The organism is Candidatus Izemoplasma sp. (genome assembly GCF_982632705.1).
Genome location: NZ_CEXEES010000022.1, coordinates 1 through 26,055 on the forward strand (window position 1 = coordinate 1; position 26,055 = coordinate 26,055).

A 26,055-nucleotide genomic window follows, 5' to 3' on the forward strand; every position below is an offset into this window, starting at 1 on the left:
TTTGAATCCTACTTGAATCATTAACATGATCGCAACGCCACTAAGAACTCTGATTCCTTTTTGAATCATTGAGACTTCCATAGTAAAGTTTACATATCGTTTCTCAAACCACATCGCAGCTATAAACCCAGCGAACATACCTACTGTGGTAATATAGGTTTTAGTTTTTAATACGAACAATATGATTAATAATATAATCAATGTACCAATATATATTTTCATCATTGTTTTAGGATTCTCATGGTGTTTCATAAATATAGTATAGTATAGATGTGAAAGTGAAACTCCAAGTACTAATGATACAAATACATCCTCTAGGAAATGAACACCTAAGTACATTCTAGAAATTGCCATTAATAATGATAATCCAGCAACGATACTTAAGACACTATTCTTTTTCACATAAAATCCAATAGAGAAGATTACTGATGTGAATACTTGTGTGTGTCCTGATGGAAATGAATATCCAGGAGAAGTATGTGGTCGTAAATTATCTACACGATCAGGGTATTTGGCAAATGGACGTTCTGCGCTAAAGATATGTTTCAATATTGTGTTTAATGCAGTGGATACGATTAATACATATCCAAGCATTTCACCTAGCTTTTTATCATATGCATAATATACGATTGTTAATAGGATTATGTATACGTATTCTTCACCCATAAAAGATATGAAGTTAAAGAATAGATCAAAGAATCCGTTTTGTAATGATTGAATAAACTCAACTATTTCAATAGTCATGATATCACCTCCCTATTATTATAACAAAAAAAAGAACTTTCTATGAAAGTTCTTTTATAATTGATATAGTTTTGAAAGTTCTGGTTTTGGGAAGTTATTTGCCAATCCTAACATTAGTAATATCCTAGCTTTTTGTCCATTTAAATTACCACCAAGAATACAACCTCGTTTTGTTAAATCTTTTCCGCCACCTTCATATGCATATGTATCTAGAACACGTCCAGAGTAACATCTAGAAGTGATGACAATTACAATTCCTTTGTCAATTGCATTTTGAATACTATCAATCATAGTTGGTGGTAAATTTCCACGTCCCAATGATTCAATTACAATACCTGATGCATCTTTACTAGATAAGTAATCTATTAAATCTCCATTCATTCCAGCATATGCTTTGATAAGATATGTTGAATCATTGAATTTGTTTTCTAGATTGTAATCTTTAACATGTGTGATATCTCTATAATATATTACTTCATGATGATCAATCATTCCAAGAGGTCCAAACTCAATTGATTTAAATGTGTCCAAACTCATCGTATGAGTTTTTGTAACTTCCATAGCAGAATTGATTGTATCGTTCATAACAACCAAAGTTCCTTTTCCGATAGAATGGTTCGACATACAAACTTTTATACTAGATACAAGATTTGTCAATCCATCATATCCAAGCTCACTGGCATTTTTCATTGATCCAGTTAAGACAACTGGTTTTTTTGATTTTGTGACTGCGTTCAAATAAAATGCAGTTTCCTCTAAAACGTCAGTTCCATGAACAACAACACAACCACATACATCATCTCGTTCTAAATATGTATTTACAACATTTGAAATCTCGCTCATATCAGAGACAGTAATTGCAGGACTTGGTTTTGAAGAAAACTCATAGACCTCAAGATTATCGAATTCGTCGATTCCTGTAAGAGTAGATACAATATCATTTGGACTCAAACTTGGAATAGCTCCGCCTTCATTTTTATCTACCTTCATACTGATTGTTCCACCAGTAAAAATCAATGCTACTTTACTCACATTAATCACCTCACATATAGTCTATCATAAGAGATTGTTTTTTAATAGAAATAGTTAAGATATTTAAGGGGATTCAAGTAGACATTTTTGAGCGATACAACCATCCCATATTTTACGCCTAAACTTACTTTATATGAATGACTAGAAAATACACCTTTGAATATATATATGATGAGTAAGGATTATTGTCGTGATTTTTTACATGTGATTTTTGAAGTTTACTGTTAAGGTTTAATTTGATTTTGGCAATAGGGTCGAGAGAGGGTGAGTAGAATTGAAAAGGTAGTTTCCACATTATCCACACAGTTAAAACAAATGGCTTTGTTACTTATTGCACTATTAGTTAACATAATATATATTATAGGAAGTCACAAACAATGAAGTTTATCACCCCTTAAACTACTGAAAGAAGGTTGAATGAGTGTTTTTGTATATTAAAATCACACTTCTACTATATGTAATGCTTGGTTAATATATTCAAAAAAAAGCAATGACTATATTTAAAACAGGATAATTACTCTTTTCTTATAGGGAACTATTTCTTCTTCTATTTTCGTGTGGTATGTCTTTTTATAGATGAAATTGTCTATGAGTCTTTCCTAAAATGAAACGCTGTTAGAACGTAAATTTTGTGCATAAAAAAACAAGGTTGATTAGACCTTGTATTTCGTGTGTTATAACTCAATGATTCCTACATCTTTTAACTTCAGATTATTATATACTTCTTCTACTTCTTTCATGGTGTCATCATATAGTAAAAATGGTTGATGACAATCACTACTTAGGATTGTTCTAATTCCATACTCTTTTACTAAATCCCAAAATTCAATTCTAGGATATAGTGGTTGTTCTCCAAGAGGTGTCATTACTCTACCTCTTCTATTTCCATTCGCATTGTATTCAAAGATTGCATCTGTTTCTTTTGCGACTTCTAGAATTTTTTTAGTAACTTCTATTGCATCTTTATCCCAATTTTTATATCCGCACATAAATAAATCTGGATGTGCATGGAATAAAAATCGTTTGGATTTCATCGCTGAAATCATAAAATCTGCATATAAATGGATATCTTCTTTTCTTCTTAAATCGAAACTAGAGATCAATTTTGATAGATTATTGTTCCTAATAACATAGTGCTGTCCATGAATCATATAGTCTACTTTTTGTTCAAGGTTGTTGTAATACTCTTCGTGTTTATCAAAGTATTCTACTTCAAGTCCTTTATAAATTATGATTTTTCCTTTTGTTTTATCTTGTGCTATTTCGATATCTTTTAAATATTCTTCTAAACGTTCCATTTTCATACGAACATGATAATCATGAACGTTATCATTTGGAGCATGATCGCTAATACCTAATATTTTGAAGTTATGTTTGATTGCTTCTTCTGCATATTCTATTGCAGTTCCTCCTGCATGTCCGCAGAAGTGTGTATGTGTATGGTAATTTGCCTTCATTAATTTATACGGTAGTGACATCCAATACTTTCTGTACGATGTAACGCTCCTTCTATTATAAGTGTCGCAGCTTCTACCATGTTTAATGCCTCATAATAGAACTTATTATTATTTGGGTATTGTGATAACGCTGTGTGTAGTTTCTGTACTTCTTGTAATGCAAACTCAAGTCCATCTTTCGAACGTACGATTCCTACATACTCATCCATAATTTGACCTAGTTTGTGTTTTAATGGTATGAAGTTATAGTTTCTACTATTGAACTTAGAATACGTTGTATCATCAGATAACTGTGTATCCTGTTTATTATTGATTACTTGAGCAATCCTATTTCCAAATACGATACATTCAAGTAACGAATTGGATGCAAGTCTGTTTGCTCCGTGAACACCGTTAGATGCACACTCACCACAAGCGTATAGGTTCTCTAAGGACGTTTTACCATTTAAATCAGTTTTGATACCACCTATTGTAAAATGCTGTACAGGAGCAACTGGGATTAGATCAATACCAAGTTTGAATCCATACTGTTGTAAGTGGTTATTGATTGTTGGAAAACGGCTTTGTAAATTAGTAATATCCATATGTCTTGTATCAAGGTAGACATGGTCTGTCCAAGTATCGTACATTTCACGGTAAATTGCCTGTGAAACGACATCACGTGGGGCTAACTCTAGTCGTTCATCGTATTTCTCCATGAAGCGTTCTCCCTCACTATTAAGCAAGTAAGCGCCTTCCCCTCTTAACGCCTCTGTCAGTAAAAACTTCTGTCTATGCATCGTTTCTGTGTTATGGAAGGCTGTTGGGTGGAATTGGATGAACTCCATGTGCTGTAAATCGACGTGTGCACGGCTTGCGATGGCTATTCCATCTGCTGTTGCACTGGTTGAATTGGTGGTAGATCCGTATATGTTGCCAATTCCCCCTGTTGCTATGACTGTGCTTTTCGCAACGAATTTTATGACCTTATTGGCTTTGTTTAGGGCAAAAACACCACTACAATGGTTCGGATTTGAAACTAAATCTAGAGCCATTGTATTTTCATGTAGATGCACGTTATCCCTAGAAGCACATTCATCTCTTAATGCGTTCATTATGCCTTTTCCAGTACTGTCTCCTCCAGCGTGTAGAATTCTACGCTTAGAGTGTCCACCTTCACGAGTCATCAATAGGTTACCTTGGTCATCTTTATCGAATGCAACATTGAATTTTATTAGGTTATTTATGTTAAAACTAGCTTCTTCAACTAGTACTTTTACTGCTTGTTCATCATTTAAGTAGCATCCTGCTTTTAAGGTATCATCAAAATGACCTTTTAGAAGGTCTTCATTGATATTCAATTCTCCTGCAATACCACCTTGTGCTAAACGGCTGTTTGTATCGATTAGGTCCTCTTTAACAATAATATCGACTCTTTTTTGAGAATCGATATTTAATGCTGTATAAAGTCCAGCTAATCCTGCGCCTATAATCACAATGTCTGTCGTGATTGTTTTCATAATTATCACCTAGCTTAATTTTAACATTTTGTCTAGTGCTTCAAACGCTTTAACTCTTATATCTTCTGGTACTTCTACTTCAAATTGATCATCACGTAGTGCTAAGTATACATCTTCTAGTCTAGTTAACTTCATATCGTAACACTTTAAATCGGGAGTTAGAATATGAAACTTCTTGTTTGGACTGTTTACTTGCATTGTATGGATGATACCTTCTTCAGTACCTACAATGAATTCGTCGTGATCTGATTCGATTGTATAATTTAGTAATCCTTTTGTACTACCTACAAAATCAGCTTCATGAATTAGGTCTAATTTTGCCTCTGGATGTACTATAAACTCTGCATTAGGGAATTTAGCTTTGGCAGTTGCTACATGTTCTAACGTTAAATCGTTATGTACACAGCAGAACCCTGGCCATACTTCCATATCCAATTCAAATTTTTCTCTTAAGTAAGCTCCTAAGTTTTTATCTGGAACATACATCAGTTTATCATCTTTGTAATGCTTTATAATTTTTTCTGCGTTACTTGAAGTAACACATATATCACTTAATGCCTTAACTTTAGCTGTTGTGTTTACATATGCAACGATCTTACGATCAGGATTTTTAGCTTTGTAGTTTAATAGTCTTATATCAGTAACCATATCTGCCATCGGGCATCCTGCTTCTGCTACTGGTAATAATACTTTTTTATGGGGACTTAATATTTTTGCTGTCTCAGCCATAAAATGAACACCAGCAAACACAATAACTTCTGCATCTGTTTCTGCTGCTATTTGGCTTAAGTAAAGACTATCTCCAGTATAATCTGCTATATCTTGAATAGACCCTTCCTGGTAGAAATGCGCTAGTATTACGGCATTTTTTTCTTTCTTTAAACGGTTGATTTCTTCAATCATTTTTTGTTTGTCCATCAATAAATCACCTCGCAACCATATTCTAACATTTTATAGAGTTCTACGCAATTATTAAGACATAAAAAAAAGCCTTGTAAGGCTTTTTAATTACCAAGTCTTGGAATATACACAAAGAATATCACAAACGCTACAATAGAACCAAAGAATAGGGCTGTGTTTAATGCAAATAAACAATATCCCTTAAAACTATTAAACGGATACAATAATTCCTCTTGTTCTTCAATCTCTTTGAATGTTGTATCAATAAACAGTTTGCTACAATCGTTAAACTTGATCTTTGTAACATAAGAGAATGAACCATCCATAATATCTACATGTGAATATTTCTTATCATCTAAAAATTGTTGGAACTTTTCCCTATTATTCCATTTACTGTATAAAACACTGTATCTATTTCTCTTTATATGTCTGAATTTTTGCCTATATCCTAGTAATATACCTAAAAACATAATCATTGCGAACCCGAAGATGTAAAGTGCAAGTGAAGATATGTCTTTTGTATAGAAGAATAAATGTGCTACAAACATGAAATAGATAAATATATGCATGTATAAACTTAAATTAAGCGATAATGTCTCATCCACAAAATGAGACTTCCTAACAAAGTATATCATACGTATAAAATACAATGGTATTAGTGAAAATACGATAATTAGTATTGCTGGTGTAAAATAATTAACAAAAAAATCCATCTTGTCCCCCCTTTGGTCTTCTGTTTAAATTATATCATAAGTTTTATTAAACTAAAAATGTACTTTTGTCTTTTATAAACTATAATATATATATACAATTAAAGATTTCAACTATATAAAGGGTGATTATACATGGAGATTAAAAGACCTCTTGCATTTCGTGCAAGACCAAAATCAATTGATGATATTGTAGGACAAGAGCATTTAATAGGTGAAAAAGGTGTTATTAGAAGAATGGTTTCTAATAATAAACTATTCAGTATGATATTATATGGTCCACCTGGAATTGGTAAAACAACAATTGCAGAGGCAATTGGTGAATTATTTGGATTAAATGTTTTTAAATTTAACGCTTCAACCGATAAGAAGGCTCATTTAAGCGAAATAATTAAAGCTAGCATAAATTATGGTGCTTTGGTTATTATTGATGAAATCCACAGAATGAACAAAGATATTCAAGACTTTTTATTACCACATGTTGAAGAGGGAAACATTCTAATTATTGGATTAACGACAAACAACCCATATCATTCTGTTAACCCAGCTGTTAGATCAAGAACACATGTACTAAAACTAAAACCAATTTCTAACGAAGACATCATTAAGAGATTGAAACAAGTAACAATAGACTTTGAATCGGAATTAACCGCTACTCTTGATCAAGATGTACTAAGCTATATTGCACAGTCTAGCAATCATGAAATTAGAGCTGCGATTAATAGTTTAGAGATATTACATATGTCTTTTCCTAAAGAAACCATAACATTAGACATGGCAAAAGAGATTTTACTGACACCAAGTCTTTCATTAGATAAAAACGAAGACAACTACTTCAATATATTAAGCGCAATGCAGAAATCGATTAGAGGAAGTGATGTAGATGCAGCACTTCACTATTTAGCTAGATTAATCGCAATGGAGGATTTACCTTCTATTCTAAGACGATTAACAGTTATTGCATACGAAGATATTGGACTTGCGAATCCTTCTGTTATAACGAAGATGGATGCTTGCACAAGAGCTTGTGAACGCGTTGGATTCCCAGAAGCAAGAATTCCGCTTGGTTTATTAGTTGTTGATATGGCATTATCACCTAAATCAAATAGTGCGTATCTTGCAATTGATGCCGCACTGGAAGATATTCACAGAGGTTTAACTCCAAAAGTACCAAATCATTTGATCAATGTATCAAATTTTGAAGATAAGACTAAATATATCTACCCTCACGCTCATAAAGATGCACTTGTATACCAACAATACCTACCAGATGAACTAAAAGATAAAGAATACTTTAAGGGCTTAGAAACTGGTAAATACGAACGAGCACTTAATCAAAGAAATAAAATAATCAAAGAAGTTTTACGTAAAAAATAAAAAGGACAATTATTTGTCCTTTTTTACATATCAGGTTCACATACATTATCTCTCTCAGATAAGAATCCACTTATATATTCATTCAAGTTAACATCAATTCTACCTTTACCACCTAGAATTACTTCAATACCAGCATGATCCATGTGTTTGATCATTTGCTTATCCATATTGGATGTGATTACAACGTCAATATCTTGTTCACTTAACAAAATAGGAATATTGTAATCGATGGATACATAAATAGGTAATGGTGTAACTGCGATTATATCAGTATTAGAAACGGTGTAACACATAAATTCTTTTAAATGTCTAAATTCCTTAACTATCGTTACTTTATCTGTTGTTGGAAAGGCAATCTTTAGTACTTCTTTAATACCAACATCTAGATTGTTTTCACCTTTCAACTTAATATTTGAAATATCATTACTAATTTTAAGTCCTTTGTTGTGCAGGATTGTATCAATTAGTTTTAATCTAGCTTTTTCAACAAGTCTCTGAATTGTAGTCCTACTTACTTCCATTTCCTTAGCAGCGTCTATTTGACTTTTACCTTCGTAATCAATCAAACGGATTGCCTCTAACTCATCTATATGTAAAGTAGTACTTTCTAATTCACTCATTGGAATCCCTGCGGGTTTAAACGTTCTTAATCCATCAAGTCTTCTAGCATACCTTTTTTTCTTATTCATCAAATCACCTCGTTTGGGCATATGCACATTTCATTGTATCATATGTATAACTGTTTAGTATATAAAAAAAGCACATTTCTGTGCTTTTTTAAATTTATCTTTTACCTTTGTCGTATGGTTCACCAGCTGCTTTTGGTCCTGCGCTGTTTCTACTTGTTAACATCAAAACAATTAATGTTACGATGAATGGAATAATTCTTAGAGTTTCTGTAGAAAGATCTAATTTGTCTAAGAATGGAATTAAGTTTGTCATGTTAGATAACTTAGCAAAGAATCCGAATAGCAATGCCATTAACATGATTCTTCCTGGTTTCCATTGTCCTGAAATTAGAACTGCTAATGCTAAGAAACCATATCCACCTACACCATAAATTGGATCATAATTGCTTGAAATTGGTACGATATAGAATAATCCACCAAGTCCAGCAAGTCCACCAGATATTAGAACTCCTGCATAACGCATTTTGTAAACATTTACTCCTGCAGCATCTGCAGCTTGAGGATGTTCACCACAAGCACGAAGTCTTAAACCGAATTTTGTTTTATATAATACAAGATATGCAATGATTAGGATTAAGATTCCCACAAATACTGTTATATATGTTTTTGTAAAGAACATAGGACCTAGTATTGGAATATTACTTAAATCTAAGCCAAATATAGTTACTTCTCTAATGAAAAACTCTCTAGTTGGATAACTAATTTTCCCAACACCGAATACAGCTCTTGCTAGGAATACACCAAATGCAGGTGCAAAGATATTTAATGCTGTACCAGATATAACCTGGTTAGCCTTCATATTAACTGAGGCAAATGCATGTAGTAAACTAAACAGTACTCCAGCACTAATAGCTATAATCATACCAATGATAAATAACCATTGTCCACCTAAACCAGTATTCTCAAATAGGATACCCATGATAAATGCACTGATTACAGCACCGAATACCATGATACCTTCTAATGCGATATTAACAACACCACTACGTTCACTGAATAATCCAGCTAATGCAACGATTATAAGTGGAACTGCGATAAATAGTGATAAACGAATAATTTCAGCAAATGTATTAATAAAGTCCATCATTATTCATCACCTCCAGTTTCTACTACTGGCTCTGTGTCTTTTTTCACAAACAGTTTATCAATTTTTGCTACTAACCAACGACCAGCTGATCTAAATACAATTGATAATGCACTTAAGTAAATAATTGCTGATATGATGATATCAATGATTTCTTTTTTAAATGTTAATGTTTGTAAGTATAGTCCAGCAACTTTTATGTACCCAAGGAATAAACCAGCACCTAAGATACCAAATGGATTGCTTAGTCCTAGTAATGCAACTGCTATTCCATCAAATCCTTCTGGTTGTAGGATATATGTAGTTGAAATATGTGCTCCAGAAGTAGTTAAATAGATAACTGCTCCTGCAAGTCCTGCTAATGCACCAGCGATTGCCATTGCATATACAACACTCATTTTTTCATTGATTCCAGCATATTTTGCAGCATCTTTGTTATGTCCAACTGCTTTTAACTGAAAACCAAATGTTGTTTTATTTAATACAATATAAATAATTACTACTGCAAGTAATGCAAGCCAGAAACCTCCGGTAACGGAACTATCTGGGAATATTTTATCTAAGAACATCCTTGGTATAACTGCATTAGGATGTACTGATTGTGATTCTGATTTTAATGGTTCAAATACGAAATCTTGTACCAATCTTGAAACGGAATACATTGCGATATAGTTTAACATTATTGTTGCTACTACTTCATGAACATTGAAGAATGCTTTAAGTAGACCGGGGATAACACCCCAAATGGCACCAACTAAGATTGCACCAAGTACTGCAACCATCCAGTGGCTATATCCTGGTAAAAATGTCCAATGCACACCAATGTAGATAGATGTAAATGCACCCATTGTTAATTGCCCTGTTGCTCCAATATTGAATAATCCAGTTTTAAATGCAAACCCAATACTTAATCCAGTTAAGATTATTGGTGTTGCCTTAACAACTACATTTCCAAGTGAACTCATTCCTTCACGGAATCCTGCACTTAATATAATTCCAACACCTTCAAATGCATCTCCTGGTTCAAAAGCTAACATTAAGAAGAAACTAAATAATATACCAGCTAGAATTGCAAAAGCTGATGATAAGAAATTGATACCCGAGTCATTATGGAAGAATCTTGATATAGGATTGGTGTATTTTTTTTCTTCGTTGTTCATTATAAGTCACCTCTCTTAGATCCAGACATATATAGTCCTAATTCGTTTTCTGTAACTTCTTTAGGATTAACGTTTGCAACGATTTCACCTTCGTACATTACTAATATACGATCAGATACACTCATTACTTCGTCTAATTCCAATGACACTAATAATACTGCTTTACCTTGATCTCTTAGTTTTACTAATTGATCATGAATATATTCTATTGCTCCAACATCTAAACCACGAGTTGGTTGAACTGCGATCATTAAGTCAGGATTTCTATCAAACTCTCTTGCAACGATTGCCTTTTGTTGATTTCCACCACTTAAACTTCTTGTAGATGTTTTCTCTCCCCTACCACTACGAATATCGAAACGTTCAATAAGATCGTTGGTATGTTCCGAGATTGCATCAAATTTTAAGAATCCTTTATTTTGGAATTCTTCATCAAAATATGATTGTAAGATCATGTTTTCACCAAGGTTGTATTCTAATACAAGACCATGTTTGTGTCTATCCTCAGGAATATGTCCGATTCCAGATAATGTTCTGTTTCTAATACTTAAATCAGAAATTACCTTATCACGAACAGTGATTGTTCCTGTATAGTTTGTTTTTAATCCAGTAATAGCTTCAACTAATTGAGTTTGTCCATTACCTTCGATTCCAGCAATACAAAGGATTTCACCTTCACGAGCCTGGAATGATATATCCTTAAGTACTTGTTTCTGCGCCTTATTGAACATCGTTAAGTTTTCAATGGTAAGAACACTCTCTCCAAGTTCCATTGGGTTTTTATCAACTTCGAATAGAACTTGACGTCCAACCATCATTTCAGCCATTTGCTCAATTGATGATTCAGCTACGTCGATAGTACCAATGTATTTACCTTTTCTTAAAACAGTACATTTATCAGCAACTGCTTTAATTTCTTTTAATTTATGAGTTATGACAATTATTGATTTCCCTTCACTTGCCATTTCTTTCATGATTTTCATTAATTCATCAATTTCTTGAGGAGTTAATACTGCAGTAGGTTCATCGAAAATCATAATCTCTGCATCACGATATAACATCTTAAGAATTTCAACACGTTGTTGCATCCCAACTGTGATATCAGAAATCTTAGCGTTTGGATCAATATTGAAATTGTATTTTTCACTTAATGCAGTGATTTTGGCAATTGCATCTTCCATTTTTAAGAATCCTGCTTTGGTATCTTCTTTTCCTAAAATGATATTTTCAGCTACTGTATAATTATGTACTAATTTAAAATGCTGGTGAACCATTCCAATGTGCATATCATTCGCATCATTTGGATTTCGTACTTGAACTTCTTCACCATTAACTTTGATTGTCCCACTTGTTGGTTGATATAAACCGAATAAGATTGACATTAAAGTAGACTTACCTGCTCCATTTTCCCCTAATAAAGCGTGTATCTCTCCTTTTTTTAATTGAAGAGTAACATTATCATTTGCCCTAATTCCTGGAAAATCCTTTGTTATGTTAAGCATTTCGATTACGTAATTCATTGTCTTCACCTCTTAATAGAAATTTTATCATATTCTTGATTAGAATGAAATCAAAACTCATTAAATACTCATATGATTTGGATAACGCTTACAAGGAATTGAATAATTAAACTTTATGGAATTACTTATTTCTAAGTTCTTTCATAAAATCCAATAAGTGTTCCTTTTGTGTATCTGTGAAATATACTTTTCTACCTTTTGTATCAATAAGCTTCTGTTCTTTTAACTCTCTGATATGTCGATAAAGTGTTCTTATGTTAATTCCAGTACGTATAGATGTTTTGTCACGTGACTCATCTAATATATTTAAATCATCTTGTTTAGTACTTTGCTGCAGAAGATGGTTTACCATTAAGTATCTAGTGTTTAAAATAATTTGTTCTCCAGACTCAACCATGTTTTTTGTGAAGTTCACTGAAACAGAGTGAAGGACAACTCTTGTTAAATCATGGTTTTCTTTTAGCCATCTTTTGAAATCCTCAGTTTTAAATCTTAAGACTTCTGATGTTTCATTAGCAACGATGGTTGATATAACATCAGGTTTTCCTATTATTGCCTCTACTGCACCGATGAAGTCATCACCGTATAGGATTACAGGTTCATAAATCCTACCACTTTCAAACTCGTTAACCACAACAAAACTACCACGTATTATGTAGTAGACATAGTTTACATCTTCACTTTTTTCATATAATAATTCTGATTTCTTATAAATTTTAAACGAACCATTTTGCTTGATGTAAGATGGCATGTTTTTAAGTATGACATTTAGTTTCTCAGGATTATTCATTTTGTTTGATGTAAGGGTTTGCTTATATTTCTCGATATTCACTATATCACACTCCTATAAATAGCATAATGTCATTTGACAGTTTTTGCAATAAAAAAAGGAAGTTTTTCAACTTCCTTTAATTTAAAATGTGTTTATTAGCTTTCGTCTTCAACCATAACTTTGTCGTATTTTGCAGCTACAACAGCTAAAGTTTGAGTATTGTCACCATCAACAACGATATCTCCATCAACTAATTTTTCGAAGATAGCATCATAATCAGCTTGATCGAAATCATTGAATCTTGAGAAATCTTGAGGTAATCCAACACCGTTATTAGAAACGTCGAATGTAACAGCAGCTCCACCAGTGAATGTTTCAGCATAAATTTCAGCTAAAGTATCATTTACAGAAACAGCTAATTCTTTCATTGCAGATGTGATAACTTCTGGAGCGTCTCCAGCTTGATCAATATCTACACCAATTACTAATCCGTCTTCTTGGAATGCAGCTTCCATTACAGATGCTCCAGCTCCACCAGCAGCAGCGAAGATAACTTCAGTTCCTGTAGAATACCAAGAAACAGCAGTCGCTTGAACTTCTGGAGTTTCCCAGAATACGTTTGAATACCAGTATTTAACTGTAACAGCGTCATCAGCTAATCCCATATCCATAGCAGCTTGATCAGCACCTTGAACGAATCCATAACCGAAACGTACAACAGCAGGTACAGCCATACCACCGATAAATCCTAATTCAGTGTATCCATCTTTAACTGCAGCATAACCAGCTAAGAATCCAGCTTCGTGCTCTGTATAGAAGATAGGTCTAACATTTGATTCAACTGTAAAGTCTGGAGCTCCACCATCTGTAGTAGCCATAGTGTCCCAATCAGTTACATTGTGAGGCGAACCATCTAAAATAATGAAATTAATAGTTGGATTGTCTCCTTGAACTTCCCATACAGCATTCTCGAATAAGAATCCTGGACATACAACTGTAGTTGCACCTTCAGTAATTGCTAATTCGATAGCATCAACATAGTCATCAGTTGTTTTAGCAACTGGTTGGTAATATTTGTGAGTTACGTCATTAATCCATGCATAACGAACTACACCTTCCCAAGCACCTTGGTTGAATGAACCATCATCGATAGTTCCAACATCAGTGATTAATGCAATTTCAAATGTTGTTGCATCTACATTTGGATCTTCGTAATCGCACTCTTCGTTACTTGGATCAATCATACAATCTACTGCATCTTCGTTATCTTTCTTACAAGCAGAAAGACCTAAAACTAAAGTAAGTGCAGCTAATAATAATAAAAACTTTTTCATATTTCCTCCTAAGATTTTTTTTTTTAACTGATTTAATTATAGTCTCAAGCGCGTTTTTTGTAAAGGTATTAAGGCAAAAAAAACGAAAATATATGAATATTCACTCATTTGTATATAATATAGAAAAAAAATAGGCAAAATCTGCCTATTTTAATTGTGTATCAATCAATACTGGGATTATAATTGGTCTACGTTTTGTAGATTTGTAAAGAAATTTTTGCAAATCACTCTTTACATTTTCTTTGTAAACTCGCCAATCTATATACTTGTGTGTAAACACTTTTTTTGTTACTTCATTGAATACTTCATGAACTTGTTCGATAAGCTCGTCATTCTCTTTCATATAAACGAATCCTCTACTTACAATTTCAGGAGTACTTACTATTTTTCTGTTTCTTGCATCGACATTGGCGATGATTAATAATACACCATCAGTTGATAACATTTCTCTGTCTCTTAGTACAACATCAGAAACATCATTTTCTAAACTACCATCCACTAAGAAATCTCCATTTGTAATAAGTTCATTATAAGGTACTAAATTACCTTTTTGAATTTGCATTACAACACCATTATCAAGCATTACAACGTCTTTGTTTTCATATCCAAGTTGATTACAAACATCTCTTAATGCAAACTGATGACGATACTCACCAATTACAGGAACTATGTACTTAGGATTTAAAATATTAATTAGTAATTTTACATCCTCACTACTTGCGTGTGATGGAGGTAAAATAGCTTTATTAATTTTCAATACATTACAGTCATTTCTATATAATATATCCAATGTTCTTGCGGCTATTTTCTCAGTACCAGGCACTGGTGGTGTCATTAGAATGATTGTATCCTCGCTATTTACATGAATCAATCTATCTAATTTCTTAACCATTCTTTGAATCATATAAAATGGTTCATGACGATCTCCCGCAACTAATATAACTGCATCTTCTAACTCGTTTTTATTCTTATCATCAATAAACTTTAAGTTACAAAGTCTATCTTCTGGTATTTTAAGATATCCAGTTTTTACTGCGATATCTATTGTTCTTTGTGTTTTACGTCCGATTATCGCTATCTTACGTTTGTTTTGCAAGGCAATATCTATAATCTTCTGAATACGATTCAAGTCAGTACTAAACGCAGTAACAATGATTCTGCTTTCAGCGCTATACATGGCTTGATTCAAAGTATAATCTAGATTGCTAGAATTATGAGTATGCCCTACTCTTTCTGCACCCAATGATTCCGTTAACAATGCTAAAACAGGTTTTGAAGCAATTTGGTTTAATTTACTAAATTCTGTTTTATACATATTATGAACATTTTGATCAAAATTGTAATCAGGAGCATAAACTATGACTCCATCATTTGTTGTTATCGCTATACCTAATGATTCGGGAATTGAGTGTGTTACTCTGTAAAAATCTACTTTTACATCTCCAAAATTCATTGTCGTACTACTATCTACGGTAAAGAATTTATGTTCTTTAACATCAATTCCTTGATCCTCTAAACTATCTTTCAATACAGCCAAAGTAAAATTACTACCATACACTGGCATTGGTATTGATTTTAATAATCTAGGAACTGCTCCGATATGGTCTTCGTGTCCGTGCGATAAAAAGAGACCAGCAATTCTATGTTTGTTTTCTTCTAAGAATGTAAAATCAGGGATAATGGAATCTACTCCAAACATCTCTACACTTGGATATTTAAGTCCGGCATCTAAAATAAAAATTTTATTATCAATATCACAAATGTACATGTTCTTACCATTTTCTCCGAGTCCACCCAAAGCAAATATCTTTATTGTACTCATACATGTACCTCCTTATTTGTCATTAAAAGTATACCACATAATTGAATAAGTATCTTGTTTTTGTCTTTTTTTCAATATGAAAGTGTATTCATTATTATTAGGATATGATATATTAGATATAAAGGAGTGGGAATATGATAAATTATCCAAACAAGAAGAATAATTTTCAAAAACAAAAAACATCGCATTCAAACCGTGGAATGTCTTTTGAAAAGATGATAAACGAGTCGAATGAACACTACTTATCTCATAATAAAGCAATCATCCATAAAAAACCTATTCCTATCCAAATAGTTAAAGTGGATTACCCATCACGAGCTGGGGCAGTTATTAAAGAAGCGTACTATAAGGTTCCTTCTACTACAGACTATAACGGCATCTATAAAGGATATTATATAGACTTTGAGGCAAAGGAAACAATCAATAAAACATCCTTTCCATTATCTAACATTCATCCTCATCAAGTGGAGCATTTATATAATATATATGATCATAATGGAATTAGTTTTTTACTTATTTTCTTCAAAGCACATGATGAAATATATTTATTAGAAAGTAAATACGTTATGGAGTTTTATAAACGTTCATTGGATGGTAGAAAGAGTATTACATACGAAGAAATTAAAGAAAAAGGACATATTATTAAAGAAAAACTTAGTCCTAGAATAGATTATTTAAAAGTTGTAGATGACATAATAAAAAGCCTATAAATAGGCTTTTTTTATTGCAATGTACTTCCTGATTTAATAACTTTCTCATTTATAATGGCACTACTAAATATTCTACAGTGACGCTCAACTATTGTATTCTCAGGTATAACAACTTTACTACCAATAACATTGATTCCTCTGTTTAATAACTCAGGTTTATCTTTATTAAGGGTATAATCGTTCCCATGTCCAATTGTGGCATTTGGTCCAATCTTACAGTTTTTATCAATAATTGCATTTTCAATATAGCTACCAGGTAATACTTCAGTATCATTCAGAATTACTGAATTAATAACAGTTGCACCTGGATGAATGATAACTCCAGGGCTTAGTACACTTTTAACTACATCCCCAGCAATAATAGAACCATTACTGATCAATGCCTGTGATATTTTTGCTTTACTACCAATTTTCACAGATGGCATTTCTTCTGATCTTGTATAGAATTTCCAATCTCTATCATACAAATCTAATTTAATTTTATCAATTGTGTTTGTTAGTTCAAGATTGGCATCTAAATATGAATCATATGTTCCAACGTCTCTCCAATAATCCGCAAAAACGAAGGTTTGTAAATGTGATGTTTTTAACAGATGTGGAATTATATGCTTACCAAAGTCTAAATTAGCATCTTTTACATCTTCAATCGCTCTTAATAACACATCTGTTTCAAATACATAGATACCCATACTAGCAAGGTTACTTTCTGGATTCTTTGGTTTTTCACTGAATTTTGTAATCTTACCATTTTCATCTGCAGATAAGATTCCAAAGCGATGTGCATCTTCTAGCGGTACAGGTTGTACTGCTATTGTTAGATCTGCGTTGCTTTTTTTATGTGTTTCAATCATATCTCTATAATCCATTTTGTATATGTGGTCTCCACTTAGAATCAATGTATACTTTGGATTTAGTCTTTTAATATAGTTTATGTTTTGTAAAACTGCATCTGCAGTTCCTGCGTACCACTGTTTATGTGGTTGTAGTAAGTGGACACTTGCATCTCTTCTATCCAAGTCCCATGGTTTACCTTTACTAATATGCTCATTAAGTGATAACGGTAAATACTGTGTAAGAATTCCGATATTGAAGATTCCTGAATTTGTACAATTACTTAATGTAAAATCTACTATTCTAAACTTCCCTGCAAATGGGACAGCTGGTTTCACTCGCTTTTCTGATAATATATCAAGTCTACTTCCTCTACCACCGGCTAATATCAACGCTAATGTTTCCATCTTATTCCTCCTTAAGTTTTTTGTACAATTCAATGTATTGTTTTGCACTTTGTGTCCATGAAAAATCTTCATTCATTGCTCTTTTAACCAATGCGTTCCATGCTTTATTATTTTTATAGGCTTCCAGTGAAGCATTGATTGCATGTTTCAAATCATCACTATCATAGTTCTCGAAACCAAAACCATTACCTTCACCAGTAAACTTATTATATGGATTAATAGTATCTCTTAATCCACCTGTGTTTCTAACAATCGGTAATGTTCCATATTTTAAACTAATAAGTTGACTTAAACCACATGGTTCGAATCTTGATGGCATCAAGAATAAATCACTACCTGCATAAATCTTTCGAGCCATTTTTTCGTTGTATCCAATATACAATCCTATTTGATGAGGATATTTATCTTTTAATTCACGATAATACTTTTCAATATCAGGGTCTCCACTACCGAGTAAAACAAACTGAAATTGTTTCTTTTCCAAGAACCCTTCTAAGACTTCTTTTATTAAATCAAAGCCTTTGGCCTCTGTCAATCTAGAAACCATACCAATAAGAGGTACATCAATCTTTTCTAAGTTATAATATTTTCTAATGTGCTTCTTATTCTCTTCTTTTCCTTCTAAATAATTATCAACATTAAAGTTAAACTTTATATTTGTATCAACTTCAGGACTAAACGTGTCATAATCAACTCCATTTACAATCCCAGTTAATCTATTTTCTCTTGTTTTTAAAACAGTGTTCATTCCAAATCCAAAGTAATCATATAGTATTTCTTTGGCATATGTTTTCGATACTGTAGAAACATAATCTGCGACTTGAATTCCTGATTTAAGATAATTGATTAAATTTCCATATTCAATATCAGGTTTTAAATCTACACCAAGATATTCAATAAGGTCTTTGGCAAAACGTCCTTGATATGCAATATTATGAATTGTAAGCAGTGTTTTAATATTTTGATATTTACCATAATTATATTTTTCTTTTAATAAGTATGGAATAAGCCCTGCTTGCCAATCATTAATATGAACAATATCTGGATAAAAATTCATTTCTTGCATCATCATTAATACTGCGTGATTAAAGAACCCAAAACGTTCCCCATCATCAAAATGACCATACAGACTATCTCTATATCCAAAATAGTATTCGTTGTCTACAAAGTAGAACGTAACACCTTCGTGGACCAGATATTCAATACCTGCGTACTCTTCTTTATTCTTAATAGGAACTCTAAAATCTGTGATTTTTTCAAGTTGATCATTCCAATTATCTTTTGTCATTTTATGTTTCGGAATAACAACTCTTGCATCTATACCTAATCGTACTAATTCTTTAGGTAATGCTCCAATAACATCTCCAAGTCCTCCAGTTTTACTAAAGGGTAACGCTTCTCCTGCAACAAACAATATTTTCATTCAATCAACTCCTCTTTATTTCATTATACCTTATTTCAAAAAAATATATAAAAAAAGAGATGAAAAAATTTTCATCTCTTAAAATAACTCTTGGTCACTCAGTCTATTAAATAGTAACTTACCAACAATAATTGCAAGAATTACTGAAGGAACCATATAGTAGGCGTTATACACTAAACTATAAACATAAATGTTACTAAATTCCTCAGGCATCCATACACTGAACAATGCAAATCCTGATATGAAGTGGAATAAAAATCTTCCTAAACCACCAATGATTGCAACAGCAACAAATCCTTTAAACGATCTGCCGAATAGTAATACTCCAGCATATCCTAATGCGATTGCTCCAAATGCAAAGATATAATCAAGTGGTAAGCTCCACGGGAAGTACAACTGTCCATCTAATAATAGGTTTAATAAACCATAGATAACACCACTCATAATTCCAAATTTAAATCCATGACGATATACAATAATGAATAATGGAAGCATACTTAATGATACTCTACCTCCATAAGGCATTGCTAGAACTGGGAAGAATGTTGCGATACCAGTAAAAACAACTTCTAATACTACTGCCAGAGATACTAAAATAGCAATCTCTGAGATGATTCTTGTGTCTCTCATATTTCTCTCCTTTAAATTAAAATATTTGCCCTAAATCTTAGGACAAACATAATTTAAAGTTTATTGTCCTACGCTGGCATTATCCAGATCAGGTGCGGTCTACTTTAGTTTCAAAAGTACTCTCAGCCTAGTTCTCTAAGCTCCCCGACTTTAGTGCTACTTCATTATATACATAACTAAATTTTATTGCAAGTATTACATTACTTTATTTTCATAATGTAAGCGCTTATTAAAATAATTAAAAAAAGGTTGCATTTTTAATTAAAGTACACTATAATTCCAATGGAATTTTAATTTATGGAGGAACATCATGAAGAAACAACCAGTTACGTTAGAAACAATATTTATCTTGTTATTTTTTGTGTTAGGTTTTATTTTATTTTCATCATCAATGGGTGTTGCAAACTTTTTAAACACGATGATTAATACAAGTTTTTACCTACTTATTAATGTCGCACTTTGGATTATGGCAGTTGCTGTATTAACTGGTGCAATGGCAGGGATATTTAGTGAGTTTGGTGTAATTGCATTACTAAATATTGCATTTGGATCAATCGTTAAAATCATTTATAAATTACCTGGTGTAGCTGGTATAGGTGCTATTAGTGCATACTTGTCAGATAATCCAGCTGTTATTAGCTTATATAGAGAAAAAGAGTTTAGAAAGCAATTTAAGAATTACCAAGTACCAGTACTTGTGAACTTAGGTACATCATTTGGAATGGGGCTTGTAATTGCCATATTCTTTATCGCCCTAGATCCAGATTACTCAATCGCAGTTGGTGTTGGAGTTTTTGCTGCTATTGTTGGTAGTATGGTATCAGTTAGAATGCTTACCTATTATTCAAAAAAATACTATAAGATTCCTAAAGATGATAACCCTATTAAAGTAATAGATGATGACGAGTTCTTACGTGAAGTAAGAGAAGGTTCATTTGTAAATAGATTTTTAGAGAGTGCTTTAGATGGTGGAAAGAACGGTGTTGAAATCGGTCTTCAAATCATCCCAGGAATATTAATTATTTCAACATTTATAATGATGCTAACGTACGGACAACCTGTAAATATGCTAGGTGAAGCCCTAGAGTATTCAGGTGCAGCCAAAGAAGGTATTGCATTATTACCGAAACTTGGTAATCACATAATGTTTATAATGAAGCCGTTGTTTGGGTTCACTTCAAGTGAGGCAATTGCCTTCCCATTAATAAGCTTAGGAAGTGCTGGAGCTGCTATTGGTATTGTTCCCGACTTTATAAAAGCTGGATTCGTATCTGTAAAAGATATTGCAGTATTTACAGCGATTGGGACTACATGGAGCGGATATCTATCTACTCACGTAGGTATGATGGACACCTTAGGTGTAAGACCATTAACAACCAAAGCCATTTTATCTCATACCATAGGTGGTATAGTAAGTGGTGTTGTTGCCAATTATTTATTCATGCTAATTTCAACATTTATGTAATTTAAAAGCGCTAATTATAGCGCTTTTATTATTGCTTAAACGTTCGCAGCACAACTTGCAAATACTAAAACAAATAGTATTATATAAAAGATTACAAAAGTTAAAGGAGAAAATAGGAAAGAAAGTGCCGAACGCCAAATGCTACTAGGGCCATCATCGTGCCTAATAACTCGTAAGTATTTGATGATTCTAACAAAACTGATTATAAGATGTAGTATTGGATACAATATACCCACGTATATCACTAAGGCAATTAAATCATTCACATCTTTAATCTTATCTATAACAAAATAAAAGAAGCCAAGTATAAAGAACCCTAAGCCTAGTATTGATAATTGAATACGGAAAAATATATGCTCAAAGCGCATAAACTTCTCAACACGTTCACTAGAATGGTTATCCATATTAGTCCTCCTACTGTTTATATATTTTAATGATAGCATAAAAACTTTGAACATCAAAATAAAAAGACCTGTTAAAGGTCTTTTTCTGTTATTATCTCATAAATGATCGGTCTTTCAGGTACTATTTCACTAGATATAGTGAATGCCTCTAAGACTTCTTTTTTAATTTCTTCAATGTTGTCAAGATTGTTATACAGTACTGCTAATGTATCTCCTATATGAACTTTATTTCCAACTTTTTTCTTTAATATAATTCCTACATCAGGATCTATGCTATCTTCTTTTGTAGCACGACCAGCACCTAACTTCATCGCTCCAAGTCCGATTGCTAAAGCATTAATATCTTCAACATAACCATCTTTTGTTGCTTTTACTTCAATGATTTCCTTCACGTTAATAAATGTATCCATATTAATGTCTGAACCACCTTGTGCTTTTATGAAATCAAGTTGTTTTTGATGTGCTTCACCATTATTGATTTTCTCATGCAATAATGCTTTTGCTTCTTCTAATGTTTTTGTTAGACCTGCACTAAAGACCATATAACTACCAATTTCGATGCAAAGTAATTCTAAATCTTTTGGTCCATTACCTTCTAATGTCTCTAAAGCTTCTTTTACTTCTAGTCTATTTCCAACAGTATAACCAAGAGGTTGATCCATATCAGTAATAAACGCTACAGTTTTTTTACCGAAGCTTTCACCAATACCTACCATTACTTTAGATAACTCTCTTGCCTCATCTAGAGTTTTCATGAATGCACCTTCACCGATTTTAACATCAAGAACAATTACATCACTACCACTTGCTAGTTTCTTGCTCATAATACTTGAAGCTATTAAAGGTATACTTGGTACAGTTGCTGTTACATCACGTAAAGCATATAACAGTTTATCTGCCGGAGTTAGGTTTGCAGTTTGCCCTGCAACAGCTAACCCTATATCATTTACTTGATTCACAAAATCTTCTATTCCGATATCGATGCTTAACCCATCAATACTTTCTAACTTATCTAATGTTCCACCTGTATGTCCTAATCCTCTACCACTAAGTTTTGCAACTTTTGCTCCTGCTGCTGCTACTAATGGAGCTAATACTAATGTAGTTTTATCTCCTACACCACCTGTTGAATGTTTATCTACTTTAATTCCATTGATACTACTTAAATCAATGATATCTCCGCTATGTAACATGGCTTTTGTAAGATTACTTGATTCTTTCCTACTCATTCCTTTGAAATAAACAGCCATTAAAAAACTACTTACTTGATAATCAGGAATCTCCTTATTTACATATCCGTTAATGATGAACTCGATCTCTTTATCTGATAGTTCATGACCATCACGTTTTTTCTCTATTAAATCGACCATTCTCATGATATCACACCTTTCTTTTGAGTTATTATTATAACATAATATAATACCAAACTCTAACAAAAAAGCCAAGACTAATTCAAGGCTTTTTTAAATTCATTTAGTTGAGTTTGGATTAATCCTTTTACATTTTCACTAAGTTCCTGCGACTTCATGTGTTGATAATCCTCATACTTAATCAGAGGTAAGAAGTGAACATATATTTTCTTGCGTTTCCATAAAGGTGTTTTTGGTACGATATGAGTATTGTATAAAACTCCTACCAATATATCAGCTTTTGGCTTAATTGCTAGTTTAAAAGCTCCTGGTTTAAAATCAATCAGTTCGTTACCGAATGAGCGTTTCCCCTCAGGGAATATTGCCATTGGGTAACCTGCTTTAACACGTTTGATTCCATTAACAATAGCTTCAGCTGCGGCACGGTCAGCAAATTTACCAATGGGTACATTTCCTAACATCTCAATATATTTACCTAAAACTGGTAATTTGAATAGTGCTTCTTTTGCAATAAAGCAAACAGGAAGATCTCTAAACACAGGTAAGTAAACCATAATATCAAAATTGTCTTGATGATTACTTATTAAGACAAAGTTATTATTATCAGGAACGTTTTCATACCCTGTAACTTTTACTTTTACTCTAAAGATATGATTAACCATGCGTAATAGTGATTTTGCAAAGTGTTGGTTAAACACGTCTTCATATCCTTTGTTCTTTCTAAAGACAACGACTAAAGTTGTAGCTAGAACAATATGTAAACTACTTAATACTATAGATATAAGTATTGTAAGTACTATGAATAAGTAATTTAGAGGATTGGCGAAATCCAATGTAACATTAAAAATATTTATAAAAAGGAATCCATATCCTAATAAAGATGTATAAAGTAATATTAAAGCCATATTAAGCATTCCTTTCGTAGATAGCGAACTCAAGGTCCCCAGATATTCTACTACTAATTTTATTGAATTTACTATAATCTATTTCTTTGAAGAATACGTCACCTTCATATTCCTTGTTTACATGAGTAATGTATAGTCTATCTACAAGTTCTAATGTTAAATCATAGATGATTTTACCACCAATAACAAATAATTCCTCTTCTTTTGGGAAATCATTGATAAATTTAAAAATATCATTCGTTACTTCTATATCTTTATAAGTATAATCAGTTAAAGTTGCGATGATGCTTGTTCTACCTGGTAATGGTTTATTTATGTATGAAACAATTGATTTAAATGTTTGTTCACCCATAATTACTTTCTTACCCATTGTAGTGTTCTTGAAGTACTCCATATCTTCTTTATAATGCCAAGGGAGTAAATTTCCTTTACCAATAAGGTTATCTTTTCCAATAGCTACTATCAAATTTACCATTATACAGACACCTTCCCTCTAATTAAAGGATGAGGATCGTATCCCTCTAATGTGAAATCACTATATTTGAAGTCTTCAATCGACTTAATACTTTTATTTATTATCATTTTTGGTAATTTTTTAGGAGTTCTTGATAATTGAAGGTCTACTTGTTCAAGATGATCATTATAAATATGAGCATCGCCTAACGTATGAACAAATTCTCCTAATTCTAAATCACACACTTGTGCAATCATCATCGTTAATAATGCATAACTAGCAATATTAAAAGGTACTCCTAAGAATGAATCTGCACTTCTTTGATACAATTGACAACTTAATTTATTATTATTTACATAGAAATGAAACATCATGTGACATGGTGGTAAAGCCATATCTGGGATTAATGGTGGATTCCAAGAATTCACGATTAAACGTCTACTTGATGGATTTGTCTTGATCATTTCAATTACTTCAGCCAATTGATCAACTGCTTTTCCATCTGGCCCTTCAAAATGTCTCCACTGTCTACCATATACTGGTCCAAGCTCACCGTGTTTTCTTGCGAACTCATCATCTGTTTTAATCATTTCTACAAATTCTTTCATTGTTTCATTATTGTAATCAGTATGCTTCTTAAATAATTGATAAGGCCATTCATTCCAGATTCTTACTCCGTGATCCACAAGGTACTTGATGTTTGTATCACCTTTGATAAACCAAAGTAGCTCTTCTATGACACTTTTTAAATGTACTTTTTTCGTCGTTAATAAAGGGAAACCATCGTTTAAATCAAATCTCATTTGATACCCAAATGTAGATTTAGTTCCAGTCCCAGTACGGTCTGTTTTTAACTCGCCTTTTTCAAGAATGTGTGTAAGTAAGTCTAAGTATTGTTTCATTCTTTCACTCCTCTACGTTTGAATAATTGTTTTAGAAATACGGCAATCGCTAGTATTGCTGGAATTGTTGGTGTAAATGGACCTGCCCAAACACCAACATAAAGACCTGCGAATACAACGTAATACTCGTTATGAGTAACCGCTGCTATGACAAGACTACCCCATGCCGGGATATAGAATATAATTACTGCTATTAATATATAAATAAACATATCTTTTACGAAGATATTTTCTTTGAACCATTTCCACATTTTCATCACCACTTTATAACTTATTACATTATAACAAATAAGTCTTAATATATAAATATAAAACCAAGATAAATAAAAAAAAGTGTTTTCACACTTTTAATCATTTTTTAATGCATTTAAGCTTGGCAACGTCCTACTCTCGCACAATTGTACTACCATCGGCGCTAGAGTGCTTAACTGCTGTGTTCGGGATGGGAACAGGT

Annotated in this window: 25 protein-coding genes and 1 rRNA gene; 3 read left to right on the forward strand and 23 right to left on the reverse strand. The window is 32.5% G+C overall.

The annotated features are described in order from the left end of the window. The 6 genes from AC2LE6_RS04470 to AC2LE6_RS04495 form a co-directional block, all read right to left on the reverse strand. Positions 1-744: phosphatase PAP2 family protein (locus AC2LE6_RS04470; RefSeq protein ID WP_484478055.1), on the reverse strand; the 744-nt coding region annotated here is incomplete at its 3' end. A gap of 54 nt (positions 745-798) precedes the next feature. Continuing rightward, complete coding sequence (locus AC2LE6_RS04475; RefSeq protein ID WP_484478056.1) at positions 799-1,776, reverse strand: asparaginase; 978 nt, start codon at positions 1,774-1,776, stop codon at positions 799-801. 674 nt (positions 1,777-2,450) lie between these two features. Continuing rightward, positions 2,451-3,254: a histidinol-phosphatase gene (locus tag AC2LE6_RS04480; protein ID WP_484478057.1), complete on the reverse strand. Its 804-nt coding sequence runs from the start codon at positions 3,252-3,254 to the stop codon at positions 2,451-2,453. Then, the gene (gene nadB / locus AC2LE6_RS04485; protein WP_484478058.1) at positions 3,233-4,732 is read right to left on the reverse strand and encodes an L-aspartate oxidase; all 1,500 of its coding nucleotides are present in this window, start codon (positions 4,730-4,732) and stop codon (positions 3,233-3,235) included. The genes AC2LE6_RS04480 and nadB overlap by 22 nt, the downstream gene beginning before the upstream one ends. 9 nt (positions 4,733-4,741) lie before the next feature. After that, positions 4,742-5,650: a quinolinate synthase NadA gene (gene nadA / locus AC2LE6_RS04490; RefSeq protein WP_484478059.1), complete on the reverse strand. Its 909-nt coding sequence runs from the start codon at positions 5,648-5,650 to the stop codon at positions 4,742-4,744. A gap of 86 nt (positions 5,651-5,736) precedes the next feature. Further along, complete coding sequence (locus AC2LE6_RS04495) at positions 5,737-6,345, reverse strand: hypothetical protein (protein ID WP_484478060.1); 609 nt, start codon at positions 6,343-6,345, stop codon at positions 5,737-5,739. Between the two features lie 138 nt (positions 6,346-6,483). Here AC2LE6_RS04495 and AC2LE6_RS04500 point away from each other — a divergent pair, with 138 nt between their 5' ends. Beyond that, the gene (locus tag AC2LE6_RS04500) at positions 6,484-7,719 is read left to right on the forward strand and encodes a replication-associated recombination protein A (protein ID WP_484478078.1); all 1,236 of its coding nucleotides are present in this window, start codon (positions 6,484-6,486) and stop codon (positions 7,717-7,719) included. A gap of 23 nt (positions 7,720-7,742) precedes the next feature. Here the strand turns inward: AC2LE6_RS04500 and AC2LE6_RS04505 are convergent, their stop codons facing one another. From AC2LE6_RS04505 to AC2LE6_RS04535, 7 genes are all read right to left on the reverse strand, one after another. Beyond that, a complete protein-coding gene (locus AC2LE6_RS04505; protein WP_484478061.1) occupies positions 7,743-8,408 on the reverse strand; it encodes a DUF134 domain-containing protein in 666 nt (221 codons plus the stop codon). Between the two features lie 94 nt (positions 8,409-8,502). Further along, on the reverse strand, positions 8,503-9,483 hold the full coding sequence (locus AC2LE6_RS04510) for an ABC transporter permease (RefSeq protein WP_484478079.1): 981 nt from the start codon (positions 9,481-9,483) through the stop codon (positions 8,503-8,505). Between the two features lie 11 nt (positions 9,484-9,494). Beyond that, a complete protein-coding gene (locus tag AC2LE6_RS04515; protein WP_484478062.1) occupies positions 9,495-10,652 on the reverse strand; it encodes an ABC transporter permease in 1,158 nt (385 codons plus the stop codon). Further along, positions 10,652-12,172 (reverse strand): ABC transporter ATP-binding protein, encoded by a 1,521-nt coding sequence (locus AC2LE6_RS04520; protein ID WP_484478063.1) that lies wholly within the window; start codon positions 12,170-12,172, stop codon positions 10,652-10,654. Before AC2LE6_RS04520 ends, AC2LE6_RS04515 begins: the two co-directional genes overlap by 1 nt. A gap of 121 nt (positions 12,173-12,293) precedes the next feature. Next, the gene (locus AC2LE6_RS04525; RefSeq protein WP_484478064.1) at positions 12,294-13,004 is read right to left on the reverse strand and encodes a Crp/Fnr family transcriptional regulator; all 711 of its coding nucleotides are present in this window, start codon (positions 13,002-13,004) and stop codon (positions 12,294-12,296) included. Positions 13,005-13,099: 95 nt separating this feature from the next. Then, entirely contained in the window at positions 13,100-14,278 is a 1,179-nt protein-coding gene (locus AC2LE6_RS04530; protein ID WP_484478065.1) for a BMP family lipoprotein, read from the reverse strand. Positions 14,279-14,423: 145 nt separating this feature from the next. Beyond that, positions 14,424-16,100, reverse strand: a complete 1,677-nt coding sequence (locus AC2LE6_RS04535) for a ribonuclease J (RefSeq protein ID WP_484478066.1) — start codon at positions 16,098-16,100, stop codon at positions 14,424-14,426. A 134-nt stretch (positions 16,101-16,234) separates the two neighbouring features. On the opposite strand from AC2LE6_RS04535, the gene recU reads away from it, so the two are divergent. After that, on the forward strand, positions 16,235-16,810 hold the full coding sequence (gene recU, locus AC2LE6_RS04540) for a Holliday junction resolvase RecU (protein ID WP_484478067.1): 576 nt from the start codon (positions 16,235-16,237) through the stop codon (positions 16,808-16,810). 11 nt (positions 16,811-16,821) lie between these two features. On the opposite strand, the gene AC2LE6_RS04545 is transcribed toward recU, so the two are convergent. The 3 genes from AC2LE6_RS04545 to AC2LE6_RS04555 form a co-directional block, all read right to left on the reverse strand. Further along, on the reverse strand, positions 16,822-18,048 hold the full coding sequence (locus tag AC2LE6_RS04545) for a glucose-1-phosphate adenylyltransferase family protein (RefSeq protein WP_484478068.1): 1,227 nt from the start codon (positions 18,046-18,048) through the stop codon (positions 16,822-16,824). A gap of 1 nt (position 18,049) precedes the next feature. After that, positions 18,050-19,471 carry a glycogen synthase GlgA gene (glgA, locus tag AC2LE6_RS04550; protein ID WP_484478069.1) on the reverse strand — a complete coding sequence of 474 codons (1,422 nt, stop codon included), beginning with the start codon at positions 19,469-19,471 and terminating at the stop codon, positions 18,050-18,052. A gap of 78 nt (positions 19,472-19,549) precedes the next feature. Further along, positions 19,550-20,101 carry an energy-coupled thiamine transporter ThiT gene (locus AC2LE6_RS04555; RefSeq protein WP_484478070.1) on the reverse strand — a complete coding sequence of 184 codons (552 nt, stop codon included), beginning with the start codon at positions 20,099-20,101 and terminating at the stop codon, positions 19,550-19,552. A 310-nt stretch (positions 20,102-20,411) separates the two neighbouring features. Between AC2LE6_RS04555 and AC2LE6_RS04560 the strand changes: the two genes are divergently transcribed. Continuing rightward, positions 20,412-21,566 carry a CD0519/CD1768 family membrane protein gene (locus AC2LE6_RS04560; RefSeq protein WP_484478071.1) on the forward strand — a complete coding sequence of 385 codons (1,155 nt, stop codon included), beginning with the start codon at positions 20,412-20,414 and terminating at the stop codon, positions 21,564-21,566. Between the two features lie 35 nt (positions 21,567-21,601). Here AC2LE6_RS04560 and AC2LE6_RS04565 read toward each other — a convergent pair whose 3' ends face one another. The 7 genes from AC2LE6_RS04565 to rrf form a co-directional block, all read right to left on the reverse strand. Continuing rightward, a complete protein-coding gene (locus tag AC2LE6_RS04565; protein WP_484478072.1) occupies positions 21,602-21,970 on the reverse strand; it encodes a hypothetical protein in 369 nt (122 codons plus the stop codon). 71 nt (positions 21,971-22,041) lie between these two features. Then, the gene (locus tag AC2LE6_RS04570) at positions 22,042-23,346 is read right to left on the reverse strand and encodes a pyrimidine-nucleoside phosphorylase (RefSeq protein WP_484478073.1); all 1,305 of its coding nucleotides are present in this window, start codon (positions 23,344-23,346) and stop codon (positions 22,042-22,044) included. Positions 23,347-23,417: 71 nt separating this feature from the next. Then, entirely contained in the window at positions 23,418-24,245 is an 828-nt protein-coding gene (locus AC2LE6_RS04575; protein WP_484478074.1) for a lysophospholipid acyltransferase family protein, read from the reverse strand. 1 nt (position 24,246) lies between these two features. Then, complete coding sequence (locus AC2LE6_RS04580; protein ID WP_484478075.1) at positions 24,247-24,720, reverse strand: dihydrofolate reductase; 474 nt, start codon at positions 24,718-24,720, stop codon at positions 24,247-24,249. Further along, positions 24,720-25,601, reverse strand: a complete 882-nt coding sequence (thyA, locus tag AC2LE6_RS04585) for a thymidylate synthase (protein ID WP_484478076.1) — start codon at positions 25,599-25,601, stop codon at positions 24,720-24,722. Before thyA ends, AC2LE6_RS04580 begins: the two co-directional genes overlap by 1 nt. Further along, a complete protein-coding gene (locus AC2LE6_RS04590) occupies positions 25,598-25,852 on the reverse strand; it encodes a hypothetical protein (protein ID WP_484478077.1) in 255 nt (84 codons plus the stop codon). Before AC2LE6_RS04590 ends, thyA begins: the two co-directional genes overlap by 4 nt. A 120-nt stretch (positions 25,853-25,972) precedes the next feature. After that, positions 25,973-26,055: ribosomal RNA gene (gene rrf / locus AC2LE6_RS04595) — 5S ribosomal RNA — on the reverse strand; the annotation flags it as partial.

Excerpts from the sequence above, each read along its gene's own strand:
- AC2LE6_RS04480 (WP_484478057.1), bottom strand. The coding sequence starts at position 3,254 with ATGTCACTACCGTATAAATTAATGAAGGCAAATTACCATACACATACA.
- nadB (WP_484478058.1), bottom strand. The coding sequence starts at position 4,732 with ATGAAAACAATCACGACAGACATTGTGATTATAGGCGCAGGATTAGCT.
- nadA (WP_484478059.1), bottom strand. The coding sequence starts at position 5,650 with ATGGACAAACAAAAAATGATTGAAGAAATCAACCGTTTAAAGAAAGAA.
- AC2LE6_RS04495 (WP_484478060.1), bottom strand. The coding sequence starts at position 6,345 with ATGGATTTTTTTGTTAATTATTTTACACCAGCAATACTAATTATCGTA.
- AC2LE6_RS04505 (WP_484478061.1), bottom strand. The coding sequence starts at position 8,408 with ATGAATAAGAAAAAAAGGTATGCTAGAAGACTTGATGGATTAAGAACG.
- AC2LE6_RS04515 (WP_484478062.1), bottom strand. The coding sequence starts at position 10,652 with ATGAACAACGAAGAAAAAAAATACACCAATCCTATATCAAGATTCTTC.
- AC2LE6_RS04520 (WP_484478063.1), bottom strand. The coding sequence starts at position 12,172 with ATGAATTACGTAATCGAAATGCTTAACATAACAAAGGATTTTCCAGGA.
- AC2LE6_RS04530 (WP_484478065.1), bottom strand. The coding sequence starts at position 14,278 with ATGAAAAAGTTTTTATTATTATTAGCTGCACTTACTTTAGTTTTAGGT.
- AC2LE6_RS04535 (WP_484478066.1), bottom strand. The coding sequence starts at position 16,100 with ATGAGTACAATAAAGATATTTGCTTTGGGTGGACTCGGAGAAAATGGT.
- recU (WP_484478067.1), top strand. The coding sequence starts at position 16,235 with ATGATAAATTATCCAAACAAGAAGAATAATTTTCAAAAACAAAAAACA.
- AC2LE6_RS04545 (WP_484478068.1), bottom strand. The coding sequence starts at position 18,048 with ATGGAAACATTAGCGTTGATATTAGCCGGTGGTAGAGGAAGTAGACTT.
- glgA (WP_484478069.1), bottom strand. The coding sequence starts at position 19,471 with ATGAAAATATTGTTTGTTGCAGGAGAAGCGTTACCCTTTAGTAAAACT.
- AC2LE6_RS04555 (WP_484478070.1), bottom strand. The coding sequence starts at position 20,101 with ATGAGAGACACAAGAATCATCTCAGAGATTGCTATTTTAGTATCTCTG.
- AC2LE6_RS04560 (WP_484478071.1), top strand. The coding sequence starts at position 20,412 with ATGAAGAAACAACCAGTTACGTTAGAAACAATATTTATCTTGTTATTT.
- AC2LE6_RS04565 (WP_484478072.1), bottom strand. The coding sequence starts at position 21,970 with ATGGATAACCATTCTAGTGAACGTGTTGAGAAGTTTATGCGCTTTGAG.
- AC2LE6_RS04570 (WP_484478073.1), bottom strand. The coding sequence starts at position 23,346 with ATGAGAATGGTCGATTTAATAGAGAAAAAACGTGATGGTCATGAACTA.
- AC2LE6_RS04575 (WP_484478074.1), bottom strand. The coding sequence starts at position 24,245 with ATGGCTTTAATATTACTTTATACATCTTTATTAGGATATGGATTCCTT.
- AC2LE6_RS04580 (WP_484478075.1), bottom strand. The coding sequence starts at position 24,720 with ATGGTAAATTTGATAGTAGCTATTGGAAAAGATAACCTTATTGGTAAA.
- thyA (WP_484478076.1), bottom strand. The coding sequence starts at position 25,601 with ATGAAACAATACTTAGACTTACTTACACACATTCTTGAAAAAGGCGAG.
- AC2LE6_RS04590 (WP_484478077.1), bottom strand. The coding sequence starts at position 25,852 with ATGTGGAAATGGTTCAAAGAAAATATCTTCGTAAAAGATATGTTTATT.